At 61.8% G+C, this 14,279-nt stretch carries 12 protein-coding genes, 1 pseudogene and 1 riboswitch; of the genes and pseudogenes, 10 read left to right on the top strand and 3 right to left on the bottom strand.

Features of this window, described 5'->3' with window-relative positions; translation table 11 throughout:
* Positions 1-7: 7 nt before the first annotated feature.
* From ribBA to PspCFBP13508_RS15020, 5 genes are all read left to right on the top strand, one after another.
* Complete coding sequence (gene ribBA / locus PspCFBP13508_RS15040) at positions 8-1,117, top strand: bifunctional 3,4-dihydroxy-2-butanone-4-phosphate synthase/GTP cyclohydrolase II (RefSeq protein ID WP_016775017.1); 1,110 nt, start codon at positions 8-10, stop codon at positions 1,115-1,117.
* A 376-nt stretch (positions 1,118-1,493) separates the two neighbouring features.
* Complete coding sequence (locus tag PspCFBP13508_RS15035) at positions 1,494-2,519, top strand: ABC transporter substrate-binding protein (RefSeq protein WP_122602413.1); 1,026 nt, start codon at positions 1,494-1,496, stop codon at positions 2,517-2,519.
* On the top strand, positions 2,516-3,424 hold the full coding sequence (locus tag PspCFBP13508_RS15030; RefSeq protein ID WP_016775019.1) for an ABC transporter permease: 909 nt from the start codon (positions 2,516-2,518) through the stop codon (positions 3,422-3,424). Before PspCFBP13508_RS15035 ends, PspCFBP13508_RS15030 begins: the two co-directional genes overlap by 4 nt.
* A gap of 6 nt (positions 3,425-3,430) precedes the next feature.
* The gene (locus PspCFBP13508_RS15025; protein ID WP_007918021.1) at positions 3,431-4,240 is read left to right on the top strand and encodes an ABC transporter permease; all 810 of its coding nucleotides are present in this window, start codon (positions 3,431-3,433) and stop codon (positions 4,238-4,240) included.
* A 17-nt stretch (positions 4,241-4,257) separates the two neighbouring features.
* Positions 4,258-5,412: an ABC transporter ATP-binding protein gene (locus tag PspCFBP13508_RS15020; protein ID WP_137214970.1), complete on the top strand. Its 1,155-nt coding sequence runs from the start codon at positions 4,258-4,260 to the stop codon at positions 5,410-5,412.
* A 203-nt stretch (positions 5,413-5,615) separates the two neighbouring features.
* Here PspCFBP13508_RS15020 and map read toward each other — a convergent pair whose 3' ends face one another.
* The gene (gene map, locus PspCFBP13508_RS15015) at positions 5,616-6,407 is read right to left on the bottom strand and encodes a type I methionyl aminopeptidase (protein ID WP_137214969.1); all 792 of its coding nucleotides are present in this window, start codon (positions 6,405-6,407) and stop codon (positions 5,616-5,618) included.
* The gene (locus PspCFBP13508_RS15010; RefSeq protein WP_137214968.1) at positions 6,404-6,631 is read right to left on the bottom strand and encodes a ParD-like family protein; all 228 of its coding nucleotides are present in this window, start codon (positions 6,629-6,631) and stop codon (positions 6,404-6,406) included. Before PspCFBP13508_RS15010 ends, map begins: the two co-directional genes overlap by 4 nt.
* 209 nt (positions 6,632-6,840) lie before the next feature.
* Positions 6,841-7,035: riboswitch (cobalamin riboswitch) on the top strand.
* Positions 7,036-7,173: 138 nt separating this feature from the next.
* Between PspCFBP13508_RS15010 and PspCFBP13508_RS15000 the strand changes: the two genes are divergently transcribed.
* From PspCFBP13508_RS15000 to PspCFBP13508_RS14990, 3 genes are read left to right on the top strand one after another with little or no spacing between them, the layout of a single operon-like run.
* Positions 7,174-8,187, top strand: a complete 1,014-nt coding sequence (locus PspCFBP13508_RS15000; protein WP_137214967.1) for an ABC transporter substrate-binding protein — start codon at positions 7,174-7,176, stop codon at positions 8,185-8,187.
* Positions 8,184-9,200, top strand: coding sequence for an iron ABC transporter permease (locus PspCFBP13508_RS14995; RefSeq protein WP_137214966.1), 1,017 nt, complete (start codon positions 8,184-8,186; stop codon positions 9,198-9,200). The genes PspCFBP13508_RS15000 and PspCFBP13508_RS14995 overlap by 4 nt, the downstream gene beginning before the upstream one ends.
* Positions 9,197-9,961 (top strand): ABC transporter ATP-binding protein, encoded by a 765-nt coding sequence (locus tag PspCFBP13508_RS14990; RefSeq protein WP_130910638.1) that lies wholly within the window; start codon positions 9,197-9,199, stop codon positions 9,959-9,961. The genes PspCFBP13508_RS14995 and PspCFBP13508_RS14990 overlap by 4 nt, the downstream gene beginning before the upstream one ends.
* A gap of 127 nt (positions 9,962-10,088) precedes the next feature.
* On the opposite strand, the pseudogene PspCFBP13508_RS14985 reads toward PspCFBP13508_RS14990, so the two are convergent.
* A pseudogene (locus PspCFBP13508_RS14985) lies at positions 10,089-11,189 on the bottom strand (5-methyltetrahydropteroyltriglutamate--homocysteine S-methyltransferase); the annotation flags it as partial.
* A gap of 365 nt (positions 11,190-11,554) precedes the next feature.
* Here PspCFBP13508_RS14985 and PspCFBP13508_RS14980 point away from each other — a divergent pair.
* Positions 11,555-12,931 carry a pyridoxal-phosphate dependent enzyme gene (locus PspCFBP13508_RS14980; protein ID WP_137214965.1) on the top strand — a complete coding sequence of 459 codons (1,377 nt, stop codon included), beginning with the start codon at positions 11,555-11,557 and terminating at the stop codon, positions 12,929-12,931.
* Positions 12,928-14,100, top strand: coding sequence for a cystathionine gamma-synthase (locus tag PspCFBP13508_RS14975; protein WP_137214964.1), 1,173 nt, complete (start codon positions 12,928-12,930; stop codon positions 14,098-14,100). The genes PspCFBP13508_RS14980 and PspCFBP13508_RS14975 overlap by 4 nt, the downstream gene beginning before the upstream one ends.
* The last annotated feature ends 179 nt before the right edge of the window (positions 14,101-14,279 follow it).

Below are 14,279 nucleotides of genomic sequence, written 5' to 3'. Positions count from 1 at the left end.
GTCCAGCATGGCCTTCAACAGCATCGAAGAAATCATCGAAGATTATCGCCTCGGCAAAATGGTCCTGCTGGTCGATGACGAAGACCGCGAGAACGAAGGCGACCTGCTGCTGGCCGCTGATCGTTGCACACCGGAGGCTATCAGCTTCATGGCCCGCGAGGCACGCGGGCTGATCTGCCTGACCCTGACCGACGAACATTGTCAGCGTCTGGGCCTGGAGCAAATGGTACCCGCCAACGGCAGTGTGTTCAGCACTGCATTCACCGTGTCGATCGAAGCGGCGGTCGGCGTGACTACCGGCATTTCTGCCGCCGACCGGGCCTGCACCGTTGCCGCCGCCGTCGCGCCGAATGCCCGCGCCGAAGACCTGGTGCAGCCCGGCCACATCTTCCCGTTGCGCGCCAAGGAAGGTGGCGTGCTGACCCGTGCCGGGCACACCGAGGCCGGTTGCGATCTGGCGCGTCTGGCCGGTTTCACCCCGGCCTCGGTGATTGTCGAAGTGATGAACGACGACGGCACCATGGCGCGCCGCCCGGATCTGGAGCAGTTCGCGCGCAAGCACGGGATCAAGATTGGCACCATTGCCGACCTGATCCACTATCGCCTAAGCACCGAGCACACCATCGAACGCATCGGTGAACGTGAGCTGCCGACGGTGCATGGCACGTTCCGTTTGATCACTTTCGAGGATCGCATCGAAGGCGGCGTGCACATGGCGATGGTCATGGGCGACTTGCGCCGTGAAGAGCCGACGCTGGTGCGTGTGCATGTGATCGATCCGCTGCGCGACCTGGTCGGCGCCGAGTACAGCGGGCCAACGAACTGGACTCTGTGGGCGGCGCTGCAACGGGTCGCGGCGGAAGGTCATGGGGTTGTGGTGGTGCTGGCCAATCATGAATCGTCGCAGGCGTTGCTCGAACGCGTGCCGCAGCTGACCCAGCCGCCACGGCAGTTCAGCCGTTCGCAATCGCGGATTTATTCCGAGGTCGGGACTGGGGCGCAGATTCTGCAGAACCTTGGGGTGGGCAAGTTGCGCCACCTCGGCCCACCGCTGAAGTATGCGGGGTTGACCGGGTATGACCTTGAGGTGGTTGAGAGCATTCCGTTCACTGAATGACGCCGCCCTCACCCCAGCCCTCTCCCAGAGGGAGAGGGAGCCGACCGCGTTGACCGGTCGCTATACATCGACCTGAGATACCGAGTCGAACTCAAATTTTGAACAGCACAAAAATTGGCTCCCTTTCCCCCTCTCCCATTGGGAGAGGGCTGGGGTGAGGGGCTGGATCTCACATTCACAAAATATCTCAGGCCGAACGGCTCAAAAAAACCAACCTGCCAGATAACCGGTAAGGCAAAGTGCTTGCACAAAGTTTGGAATACCATAATATGATATTCCATAGACCGGACGACCTGAAAAACCGTCCAGCTACTGCTCCCGACAGGCGGGCAACAACGCAAGGCCCGCTCAAAAACACAACAATGAGGGCGTGAACATGGTGTTGAACAAAGCTGCAACTGCGATCTTTTTCGCGGGACTGCTCAGCGTTACCGGCCAGGCTGCAATGGCTGCCGAAAGCGTGAATTTTGTCAGCTGGGGCGGTAGCACCCAGGATGCGCAGAAACAGGCCTGGGCCGATCCGTTCAGCAAGGCCAGCGGCATCACCGTCGTCCAGGACGGCCCCACCGACTACGGCAAACTCAAGGCCATGGTCGAAAGCGGCAACGTGCAGTGGGACGTGGTCGACGTCGAAGCCGATTTCGCCCTGCGCGCCGCTGCCGAAGGCCTGCTCGAACCGCTCGATTTCAAAGTCATTCAGCGCGACAAGATCGACCCGCGTTTCGTCAGCGATCACGGCGTCGGCTCGTTCTTCTTCTCCTTCGTCCTCGGCTACAACGAGGGCAAGCTGGGCGCCAACAAGCCGCAGGACTGGAGCGCGCTGTTCGACACCAAGACCTACCCCGGCAAACGCGCCCTGTACAAATGGCCAAGCCCCGGCGTGCTCGAACTGGCGCTGCTGGCCGACGGCGTTGCGGCTGACAAGCTCTACCCGCTGGATCTGGATCGCGCCTTCAAGAAACTCGACACCATCAAGAAAGACATCGTCTGGTGGGGCGGCGGCGCGCAGTCGCAGCAACTGCTGGCGTCCGGCGAAGCGAGCATGGGCCAGTTCTGGAATGGCCGTGTGCACGCCTTGCAGGAAGACGGCGCACCGGTCGGCGTGAGCTGGAAACAGAACCTGGTCATGGCCGACATTCTGGTCATCCCAAAAGGCTCGAAAAACAAGGACGCGGCGATGAAGTTCCTCGCCAATGCCAGCAGCGCCAAAGGCCAGGCCGACTTCTCCAACCTGACCGCCTACGCGCCGGTCAACCTCGACAGTGTGGAGCGTCTGGATTCGACGCTGGCCCCCAACCTGCCGACGGCTTACGCCAAGGATCAGATCACCCTTGATTTCGCTTACTGGGCCAAGAACGGTCCGGCTATCGCGACACGGTGGAACGAATGGCTGGTCAAATGAAAATCGCGGCCACTGCGCCTCGTCCTTCCACTGCCACCGGGAGCGCCGCCGGCGCTGCCGGTTCGGCTTTCAAGCAACGCTGGCGCGGCGCCGGCAACCTCGTCCCGGCGCTGCTGTTCCTCGGCCTGTTCTTTCTCGCGCCGTTGATTGGCCTGCTGCTGCGCGGTGTGCTGGAACCTGTGCCTGGCCTTGGCAACTACGAACAGTTGTTCGCCAACTCGGCCTATGCGCGGGTGCTGCTCAACACCTTTTCGGTGGCCGGGCTGGTGACGCTGTTCAGCCTGCTGCTGGGCTTTCCGCTGGCCTGGGCGATCACTTTGGTGCCGCGCGGCTGGGGGCGCTGGATCCTCAACATCGTGCTGCTGTCGATGTGGACCAGCCTGCTCGCCCGCACCTATTCGTGGCTGGTGTTGCTGCAAGCCTCGGGGGTGATCAACAAGGCGCTGATGGCGATGGGCATCATCGATCAACCGCTGGAGATGGTGCACAACCTCACGGGCGTGGTGATCGGCATGAGCTACATCATGATTCCGTTCATCGTGCTGCCGTTGCAGGCAACCATGCAGGCCATCGACCCGATGATCCTGCAGGCCGGCTCGATCTGCGGCGCCAGTCCGTGGACCAACTTCTTCCGGGTGTTCCTGCCGCTGTGCCGGCCGGGTCTGGCGTCCGGCGGTTTGATGGTGTTCGTGATGTCGCTCGGTTATTACGTCACCCCGGCACTGCTCGGCGGGGCGCAGAACATGATGCTGCCGGAGTTCATCATTCAGCAGGTGCAATCGTTCCTCAACTGGGGCCTGGCCAGTGCCGGCGCCGCGTTGCTGATCGCAATCACCCTGGTGCTGTTCTACTTCTACCTGAAGCTTCAACCGGAATCCCCGGTTGGCGCCAGTAACGCGAGGTAAGCCGACATGCTCCTGACCCCAAATGCCATGAGCCGGCGCATGCGTTTCGGCCTCTACGCCACGACTGGGCTGATCGGTCTGTTCCTGCTGTTGCCGATCGTGTTCATCGTGCTGCTGTCGTTCGGCTCCTCGCAGTGGCTGGTGTTCCCGCCACCGGGCTGGACGCTGAAATGGTACGGCCAGTTTTTCTCCAACCCCGACTGGATGAACGCCGCTGCCGCCAGCCTCAAGGTTGCCGTGCTGACCACGATCTGCGCCGTGGCCCTCGGTTTGCCGACCGCGTTTGCGCTGGTGCGCGGACGCTTTCCCGGCCGCGAGATGCTCTACGGCCTGTTCACCCTGCCGATGATCGTGCCGCTGGTGATCATCGCCGTGGCGGTGTACGCGCTGTTTCTCAAGCTCGGCTACACCGGGACGATGTTCGCTTTCGTCGTCAGCCACGTGATCGTCGCGCTGCCGTTCACCATCATCTCGATCATCAACTCGCTGAAGCTGTTCGATCAGTCGATTGAAGACGCGGCGGTGATTTGCGGTGCCTCGCGCTTGCAAGCGGTGTTCAAGGTGACGTTCCCGGCGATTCGTCCGGGGATGGTCGCCGGCGCCCTCTTCGCCTTCCTCGTTTCGTGGGACGAAGTGGTGCTCAGCGTGATGATGGCCAGCCCGACTCTGCAAACCCTTCCCGTGAAAATGTGGACCACCCTGCGCCAGGACCTGACCCCGGTGATCGCCGTCGCTTCGACGCTGCTGATCGGCCTGTCGGTATTGGTCATGGTGATCGCCGCCGCCTTGCGCCGGCGCAACGAAATCAGCGCCTGAGCGCCCAGGAGTACGACATGAGTGCCGTGATCAAAGACGCATCCCAGCAGAGCGACAAACCCCTGGTCAGCCTGCGCAACCTGAACAAGCATTACGGCGATTTTGCTGCCGTCGACAATATCTCGCTGGACATCAAGGACGGCGAATTCCTCACATTCCTGGGCTCCAGCGGCTCGGGCAAAAGCACCACGCTGTCGATGCTCGCCGGATTTGAAACACCGAGCAGCGGCGAGATCCTCGTCAATGGCCAGTCGCTGGTCAACGTGCCGCCGCACAAGCGCGACATCGGCATGGTCTTTCAGCGTTACTCGCTGTTCCCGCATCTGTCGGTGCGCGACAACATCGCCTTCCCTCTGGCCATTCGCAAACTGGCGACGGCCGAGCGCGAAAAACGCGTCGATGCGATGTTGAAGCTGGTGCAACTCGAACAGTTCGCCCATCGCCGCCCTTCGCAACTGTCCGGCGGTCAGCAACAACGTGTCGCCATCGCCCGGGCGCTGGTTTACGAGCCACGCATCCTGCTGATGGACGAACCGCTGGGCGCGCTGGACAAGAAGCTGCGCGAGGACTTGCAGGATGAACTGCGCCAACTGCACCGGCGCCTGGGCATCACCATCGTTTACGTGACCCACGACCAGGAAGAAGCCATGCGGCTGTCGCAACGCATCGCGATTTTCAGCCACGGCAAGATTGTCGGCTTGGGCAGCGGGTATGACCTTTATCAGAATCCGCCGAATGCGTTTGTCGCGTCGTTTCTGGGCAATTCGAACTTCCTCAAGCTCAAGGCGCAAGGGAATGCGGCAGCGAGTTTCGAGGGGCAGTCATTGTCGATTCGGCTGACGTCCGGGTTGCACACTGATCAGGATGTGCTGCTGATGGTGCGTCCGGAAAAAGCCTTGGCGTTGAGCACGCAGCAGGCGCTCGATGAGCCGCTGGCGGCGGGCTGGAATGAGGTGTCGGCGAAGGTGGTGGAAGTGCTGTTTCTCGGTGAGAGCCAGACTTGCAGCGTGGTCACTGCGGGCGGGACGTCGATGACGGTGAAAGCGCTGTCGGCAGCGGGCATGCCACTCAAGGCTGGCGATCCGGTCCGGGTGCGCTGGGCGACGGCGGATGCTTGTGTTTATACCGAATGGACCGAGAGCGATTTGAACAAGGCTGCCGGTGCTCATTGATTGCGCTGAGTCAGTTGGATCTACCCCCCTCACCCCAGCCCTCTCCCCCACGGGGGGCGAGGGGAAAGGGAGCCGATCTTTGTGCTGTTCAAAACCTGAGTTCGACTCGGTATGCCAGGTCGGCGGACCTCGAAAGAACACCCTCGGTCAGTCCCCTCTCCCTCTGGGAGAGGGCTAGGGTGAGGGAAACAGACGACGAGGTATCAGACAATAGCGCGGTAACCTTCAATCTCATCCGGCCAAGCCGTCAGCACTTCAAACCCGCTCTCCGTCACCGCGACCATATGCTCCCACTGCGCCGACAACGAGCCATCCTTGGTCAGCACCGTCCAGCCATCCGGCATGTTCTTCACATGGCGTTTGCCGGCATTGAGCATCGGTTCCACGGTGAAAATCATCCCGGCCTTGAGCTTCAGACCCTGATTGGGAAAGCCGTAATGCAGGATTTGCGGTTCGTCGTGATAGACCTTGCCGATGCCATGGCCGCAGTACTCGCGCACCACGCTGAAGCCCTCCGCCTCCGCCAGGCTCTGGATCGCGTAACCGATATCGCCCAGCGTTGCGCCCGGTTTCACTGCGCGAATGCCCGCGCACATCGCGTCGTAAGTGGTCTTGATCAGGTGCTGCGCTTCAGGAGTCGCCTCACCCACGACGTACATGCGGCTGGTATCACCGAACCAGCCATCCTTGATCACGGCGATGTCGAGATTAACGATGTCGCCATCCTTCAATGGCGTACCCGATGGAATGCCGTGGCACACCACATCGTTGACCGACGCGCAGACGGTTTTCGGAAAGCCGTGATAACCGACATTGGCCGGCACGGCTTTCTGCACATTGACGATGTAATCGTTGCACAACCGGTCCAGCTCATCGGTGGTCACCCCGGCCTTCACATGCGGCACCAGCATCGCCAGTACTTCAGCGGCGAGCTTGCCAGCGGCGCGGGATTTTTCGATGTCGGCCGGGGTATTGATCTTGATCTGGTTTTTCATGCGCTGACGGCTTCCTGAGTCAGTTGTTGCAGATCCAGGCCACCACTCTGTTCGGCGCGGATCAGCAGGCGGCAAATGGCGCTGTGGTCGAGGTTGGGATGCAGCTCGGCGAGCATGCCGATGCGCATCCAGTGCTCGGCCTGCGCGTTGATCGAGCGGCTGAGGGCGTTGCTGGAGATGCGCAGGTTCTCGTGCATGTCCTCTGAAATCTTTACGATGCCCATATATGAATCCGATACGATGTGTATATAGATCGTATATTAGCCAAGCTTACCCCCGGATTGCAAACGCTCCTCCACGGAAACATGCGCCCGTGTAGGAGCTGCCGAAGGCTGCGATCTTTTGATCTTGCACGTTAAAGACCAGATCAAAAGACCGCAGCCTTCGGCAGCTCCTACAAAGGCAGATTCGGCTCCCCTTGAGCGGCCTGATCGACTACCATGCCCGCGCCGGTTTCCACACGGAATTAATAGGGAATCCGAAATGCTTGCACAGCATCAATCGGAACTGCCCCCGCAACTGTAGGTGCCGAGCCTGCTCCTCGACTGCCACTGGGTGAACCCCGGGAAGGCCGGAGCGTGGCGATGACGCATCAGTCAGGAGACCTGCCGGCACAGTGACTGACTAACCGGCGGGGTGTCCGGGAAGGACATCGTGCCGTGCGCATTTTCCCCGTGCCGGCCTTGCGCAGTTTCCACGACCGCGCCCGAGGTGTGTTTCCAACCGTACCCGCCCGCTCCCGTACGGTTCTCCTGGAGACTGCCCCATGCTGCTGCCCCGCCTTGCCACCCTGCTCACCGCTCTCAGCTTCTGCGCTCTGGCACAAGCGGCGCCGACCGCGTATCCGCTGACCGTCGAAAACTGCGGCAGCAGCCTGACCTTTCAGCACGCGCCCGATCGCACGGTGACCATCGGCCAGGCCGGCACCGAAATGCTCTACGCCTTGGGTCTGGGCGACAAGGTCGTTGGCACTTCGCTTTGGTTCAACGACGTGCTGGGCACATACAAAGCGCAGAACGACAGGATCGAGCGCCTCGCCGACAACGAGCCGAGTTTCGAAGCGGTGATCGCCAAACGCCCGGAGCTGGTTGCCGTCGAGCTGGAATGGATGGTCGGGCCGCAAGGCGCGGTCGGCACTCGTGAGCAGTTCCATGAACTGAAGATTCCCACCTACCTGCTCCCCTCCGATTGCGAAGCCAAGGACAACCTCGTCGGCTCGGACGGCACGCGGCTGGCGCCGTTTCGCATCGACAGCATCTACAAAGCCGTGAGCCAGCTCGCAGCGATTTTCGATGTGCAGGCGCGTGGCGAGCAGCTCAATGAGCAGCTCAAAGCCAGCCTCGCGCAGTCGATCGCCACGGCGAAAAAGCAGCAGCGCAAAGACGTCAGCGCCCTGGTGTGGTTCTCCAGCGCCGAGATGGACATCGAGCCGTTCGTGGCCGGGCACAAAGGCGTTCCCGATTTCATGCTCAGCACCCTCGGCGTGCGCAACGTGGTCGAGTCGGATGAAGAATGGCCGACCGTCGGCTGGGAAACCATCGCCAAGGCCAACCCGACTTTCCTGGTCATCGCGCGCATGGATCGTCGACGTTTCCCGGCGGACGACTATCAGAAGAAACTCGCCTTCCTGCGCAGTGATCCGGTGACGCGCAACATGGACGCGGTCAAGCACAACCGCATCATCATCCTTGACGCCATGGCCATGCAGGCCAGCCTGCGCACCTTCGACGGCCTCGAACAATTGGCCAGCGCGATCAACGGCTACGACCTGTTGCCATGAGCAGACGCCTGATCCGTTTGCTGCTGGTGCTGTTGACGCTGTCGGTCGCGCTGATCGGCGGCGTGGCCATTGGTGAGACTTCGATCGAGCCGAGCGTAGTGTTGCAGGTGCTGGCCAACAAGCTGTGGGGCGCCGGTTATGTGCTCGACCCGATCGACGAAGGCATTGTCTGGAACTATCGCCTGACCCGCGCGCTGGTCGCGGCGGCCTGCGGCGCCGGCCTGGCGACGTGCGGGGTGATCCTGCAATCGCTGCTGCGCAATCCGTTGGCCGATCCGTATCTGCTGGGTATTTCTGCAGGCGCCTCGACCGGCGCGGTGATGGTCGCCCTCCTCGGCGTCGGTGCCGGGGCGATTTCATTGTCGGTCGGTGCCTTTGCCGGCGCGGTGACAGCGTTCGTACTGGTGATTCTGTTGGCGCGAGTCAGCGGCTCGGCCAGCGGCACCGGGCAGATCATTCTCGCCGGGATCGCCGGCTCGCAATTGTTCAATGCCCTCACCGCGTTTCTGATCACCCGCTCGGCCAGCTCCGAACAAGCGCGGGGGATCATGTTCTGGCTGTTGGGCAATCTCGGCGGCGTGCGCTGGCCGTCGGTGTGGCTGGCAGTACCTGTGGCTGTATTGGGATTGGTCGTTTGTCTGTGCCACCGGCGAGCACTGGATGCGTTCACCTTTGGCGCGGATTCGGCGGCATCCCTCGGCATTGCCGTGCGCCGCGTGCAGATTCTGTTGATCGGCTGCGCCGCGCTGGTAACGGCGGTGATGGTATCGATCGTCGGCTCGATCGGTTTTGTCGGGCTGGTGATTCCCCACGCAGCGCGGTTGTTGCTCGGCACCGGTCATGCGCGTCTGCTGCCGGCCAGTGCGCTGGGCGGCGCGGTGTTTCTGATCGCCGCCGATGTGCTGTCGCGCACCCTGATAAAGGGTCAGGTGATTCCGGTCGGCGTGATCACCGCACTGGTCGGCGCGCCGGTGTTCGCGCTGATTCTGGTAGGCCGGAGATCGGCGCGATGAACACGGTTCTGAGTTGTGCGGGTGTGGGCTTCAAAGTGCGCGGCGCCGAGTTGCTCAATGGTGTCAGTCTCGATGTTCAGCGCGGCGAGACCCTGGGCATTGTCGGGCCGAACGGTTCGGGTAAATCCACGTTGCTCAAATTGCTGGCCGGACTGCGTGACCCGAGCGTGGGCCATGTGCAGCTCGACGGTCAGGCGCTGGGCAAGATGTCACGGCGCAGCATCGCGCAGACACTCGCAGTGGTTGAGCAACAGGCCGATACCGACGATGGCATTCGCGTGTTCGACGCGGTGGCGCTGGGGCGCACGCCGTGGTTGTCGGCGCTGCAACCGTGGTCGCCGGCCGATGACGCCATCGTCGAGCAAGCGCTGGTCGACGTCGACGCCGTGCACCTGCGCAACCGCCTCTGGCGCAGCCTCTCCGGCGGTGAACGCCAGCGCGTGCACATCGCCCGCGCACTGGCGCAGCGCCCGCAGATCCTGCTGCTCGACGAGCCGGCCAACCACCTCGATATCCAGCATCAGTTGAGCATTCTGCAAGTGGTGCGCGCACTGCCGGTGACCACGCTGATCGCCTTGCACGATCTCAATCAGGCGCTCAAATGTGATCGCCTGGCGGTGCTGGAGCGCGGGCGTCTGGTGGCATTGGGCGAGCCGCTGCGAGTGCTGACGCCGGAGCGTTTACAGACGACTTTCGGGGTCAGGGCGCACTATCTGACGGACCCGTTCGATGGTGCGCCGATATTGCGCTTCCTCGCTTGATGCATGTGTAGCTGACACACCACTTTCGCGAGCGGGCTCGCTCCCACAGGGGTTTTGTGTATTGCAGTGAGTGCCGAGTAAAACGCGAACTGTGCAGGCTCAGTCCTGCGAAGCGCTACGCACGCAACGCTTGCGGCTCGCTGACCGCCCCGGCGAGCACGGCCACCTCCTCGCATTTCTGTACGGCGAACGCCAGCCAGCTTTTCAGTTCCGCATCGAGGTGGTCTTGCCGGCTCAACTCCTCCGGGCTGTGCAGCAACGAGCAGGACGGCGCCACCCACAAGCGATCACCCAAGCGCTCATGAGCATGGCGCAGCGTCGCCAGCGCGTTTTGCAGATCGCAGCGCCAGACGTTACGACCGTTGACCACACCCAGCGACAGCACTTTATAGGCCGGCAGACGATCCAGAATGGTCGGGTATTGATCCGCCGCGCGCACCAGATCGATGTGCAGGCCATCGACCGGCAGGTTCGCCGCCAGACCGAGGTTTTCTCCGAGACCACCGAAGTATGTGGCGAGCAGTTTTTTCAGCGGATCGCGCTGGATCTGGTTGTAGGCGCGTTCGAAAGCATTCTTCCAGTCCTGCGGCAGATCGAGCACCAGAATCGGCTCATCGATCTGCACCCACTCCACACCCAACGCCGCCAGTCGGGCGAAGATCTGGCCGTACAGCGGCAGCAGGCGATCAAGCAAATCGAGCTTGTCGAAGTCGGCGCCTTTGGTTTTGCCGAGCCACAGGTAGGTCAACGGGCCAATGATCACCGGTTTGACGTTGTGACCCAGCGCACGGGCCTCTGCGGTTTCTTCGAACAGCTGCTCCCAAGCGAGCTGGAATTGCTGGTCGGCGCTGAATTCCGGTGCGCGGTAGTCATAGTCGGTATCGAACCACTTGGACATCTCTAGGCCGTGGCCGTCGCCGCTGTTGCCTCGGGCCATGCTGAACAGGGTTTGCAGCGTGGCTTTGCCGTCATGCGGGCGGAAGCGCTCGGGGATCACGCCGAACATCAGCGAGTGGGTCAGCACCTGGTCGTACCAGGCGAAATCGCCCACCGGCAGCAAGTCTATGCCGGCGTTTTTCTGCAAGTCCCAATGGGCCTTGCGCAGCTTACGCCCGACGTCACGCAGGCCCGCCTCGTTGAGTTCTCCTTTGCAGAACGCCTCTTGCGCTTTCTTCAGTTCGCGGTCGCGGCCGATGCGCGGAAATCCAAGGGAATGGGCCAGTGCCATGACAAACAACTCCAGGTGCTTATTCGATGGCGGGTATTGTCAGGAACGAGGCCTGATGAAACAAACTCAATAAACTCTTGATCATCACAAGTTCTACTCATGTAAAGACGGCCGTGTAGGAGCTGCCGAAGGCTGCGATCTTCAGCCCGTAGAGACGCAGGGCGTCCCCGCCTGCATTCCTACGCGGAGCGTGGGAACGATCAGAACGCCTCAGGGCGACAAACCGGTTTTCGTTCTATCGTTAGATCCAAATGGCTGGATTTTCCAAGGATTAAAGGTTGCGAGAGAAGATGTCTGCGCCTAATTTGCACGCGAGTCTTTTCCCCGCGATCGGAACGCGATCAACACCATAAAGAGGTGAAGAAATGTCGAAGGAATCACGCCCTGCCGTGCTTGGGCTGATAGGCAATACTCCGCTGGTTCAGGTCACCCGCTTCGATACCGGACCCTGCACGCTGTTTCTCAAACTCGAATCGCAGAACCCCGGCGGCTCGATCAAGGACCGTATCGGTCTGGCGATGATCGACGCTGCTGAACGTGACGGTCGCCTGCAACCGGGCGGGACGATTGTCGAGGCCACTGCCGGCAATACCGGTCTGGGTCTGGCGCTGGTCGGCCGCGCCAAAGGCTATCGTGTGGTGCTGGTGGTGCCGGACAAGATGTCCACCGAGAAGGTCCTGCACTTGAAGGCCATGGGCGCCGAAGTGCACATCACCCGCTCCGATGTCGGCAAGGGCCATCCCGAGTATTACCAGGACGTCGCCGCCCGCTTGGCCAAGGACATTCCCGGCGCGTTTTTCGCCGACCAATTCAACAATCCCGCCAACCCGCTGGCCCATGAATGCAGCACCGCCCCAGAGATCTGGGCGCAGACCGAACATGATCTGGACGCCATCGTCGTCGGCGTCGGTTCGGCCGGAACCCTGACCGGATTGAGTCGTTTCTTCAAACGTGTGCAACCGAATCTGGAAATGGTCCTCGCCGACCCGATCGGCTCGGTGATGGCGCAATACAGCCGCGACGGCACCTTGCCGACGCCCGGCTCGTGGGCGGTCGAGGGTATCGGCGAAGACTTCATTCCGTCGATCACTGACCTGTCCAGCGTGCGCCACGCCTATTCGATCAGCGATGCAGAAAGCTTCGATCACGCGCGCCAGTTGCTCAAGGCCGAAGGCATTCTCGGCGGATCATCGACCGGCACCCTGTTCGCCGCCGCGCTACGTTATTGCCGCGAACAGACCGAGCCGAAACGCGTGGTCAGCTTCGTCTGCGACACCGGCACGCGCTACCTGTCGAAGGTCTACAACGACCAGTGGATGACCGATCAAGGCCTGTTGCAACGCAAAGGCTATGGCGACCTGCGCGACTTGATCGCACGGCGTTTCGAGGATGGTCGAGTGATCAGCGTCGGCCCGGACGACACCCTGCTCACAGCGTTCCAGCGCATGCGCCTGGCGGACGTTTCGCAACTGCCGGTGCTGGTCGAAGGCAAGCAACTGGTGGGCGTGATCGATGAGTCCGACATCCTCCTCGGCGTGCACGAAGACGCCGCACGTTTCAGCCAGTCGGTGTCGAGTGTGATGACCGACAAACTGCAAACCCTCGCCCCGACTGCGAGCCTGGCCGAGCTGGAATCGGTGCTCAGCCGTGGCCTCGTCGCGATCATCGCCGACGCCTCCGGCTTCCATGGCCTGATCACCCGCACCGACATGCTCAACCAATTACGGAGATCCCTTGCATGAGTCAGCACGACGATAAATCCCAAGGCTTCGCCACGCGGGTGATCCACGCCGGGCAAAAGCCGGACCCGACCACCGGCGCGCTGATGCCGCCGATCTATGCCAACTCCACTTACCTGCAAGACAGCCCCGGTGTGCACAAGGGTTTCGACTACGGCCGCTCACACAACCCGACGCGCTTTGCCCTGGAACGCTGCGTCGCCGATCTCGAAGGCGGCACTCGCGCCTTCGCCTTCGCCTCAGGCCTGGCGGCGATTTCCACGGTGCTGGAACTGCTCGATGCCGGCTCGCACATCGTTTCCGGCAATGACCTGTACGGCGGCACATTCCGCCTGTTCGACAAGGTTCGTCAGCGCAGCGCCGGGCATCGTTTCAGCTTCGTCGACCTGACCGATCTGTCGGCGTTCGAAGCCTCGCTGCAGGACGACACGCGCATGGTCATGGTCGAAACGCCGACCAACCCACTGCTGAGCCTGTCGGATCTGGCCGCGATCGCGCGCATCTGCCGTGCGCGCGGGATCATCTGCGTCGCCGATAATACTTTCGCCAGCCCCTACATCCAGCGCCCGCTGGAGCTGGGTTTCGACATCGTCCTGCACTCGACCACCAAGTACCTCAACGGCCACTCCGACGTGATCGGCGGCATTGCCGTGGTCGGGCAGAACGCCGAACTGGCGGAAAAACTCGGTTTCCTGCAGAACGCCGTCGGCGCGATTTCCGGGCCGTTCGATGCGTTCCTGACCTTGCGCGGGGTGAAGACCCTGGCGCTGCGCATGGAGCGCCATTGCAGCAACGCCCTGGACCTGGCGCAGTGGCTGGAGCAGCAACCGCAGGTCAAACGCGTCTACTATCCGGGCCTGCCCTCGCATCCACAGCACGCACTGGCCAAGCGGCAGATGCGTGGTTTTGGCGGGATGATTTCTGTTGATCTGAACAGCGACCTGGCCGGCGCACGGCGGTTTCTGGAAAACGTGCAGATCTTCGCATTGGCGGAAAGTCTGGGCGGTGTGGAAAGCCTGATCGAGCACCCTGCGATCATGACCCACGCGACGATTCCACCGGAAACCCGCGCAAAGCTGGGGATTGGTGATGGGCTGGTGCGGTTGTCGGTGGGGGTTGAGGATGTTGAAGACCTGCGTGCCGACCTGGCACAGGCACTACGATCGATCTGACGTTACAAAAACGATAAAGCCCGCACAAGGCGGGCTTTATCGTTCGACTAGGCGGCCAGTACTGATTTCTGGCTTCCAAGGTTGACCGAGCTTCTCAGAGTAGTGGGCCAAATTGAAAAAGTACGGCCTCGGCTGTTTTACACGGCGTAAGGGCTGGATCCAGCACGGAGTTCTTTCTA

This window comes from Pseudomonas sp. CFBP13508, assembly GCF_005233515.1.
Lineage (GTDB): Bacteria > Pseudomonadota > Gammaproteobacteria > Pseudomonadales > Pseudomonadaceae > Aquipseudomonas > Aquipseudomonas mercuritolerans.
The sequence above is the reverse complement of the archived record's forward strand: the minus strand, read 5'-3'. Positions and strand labels throughout refer to the sequence as shown.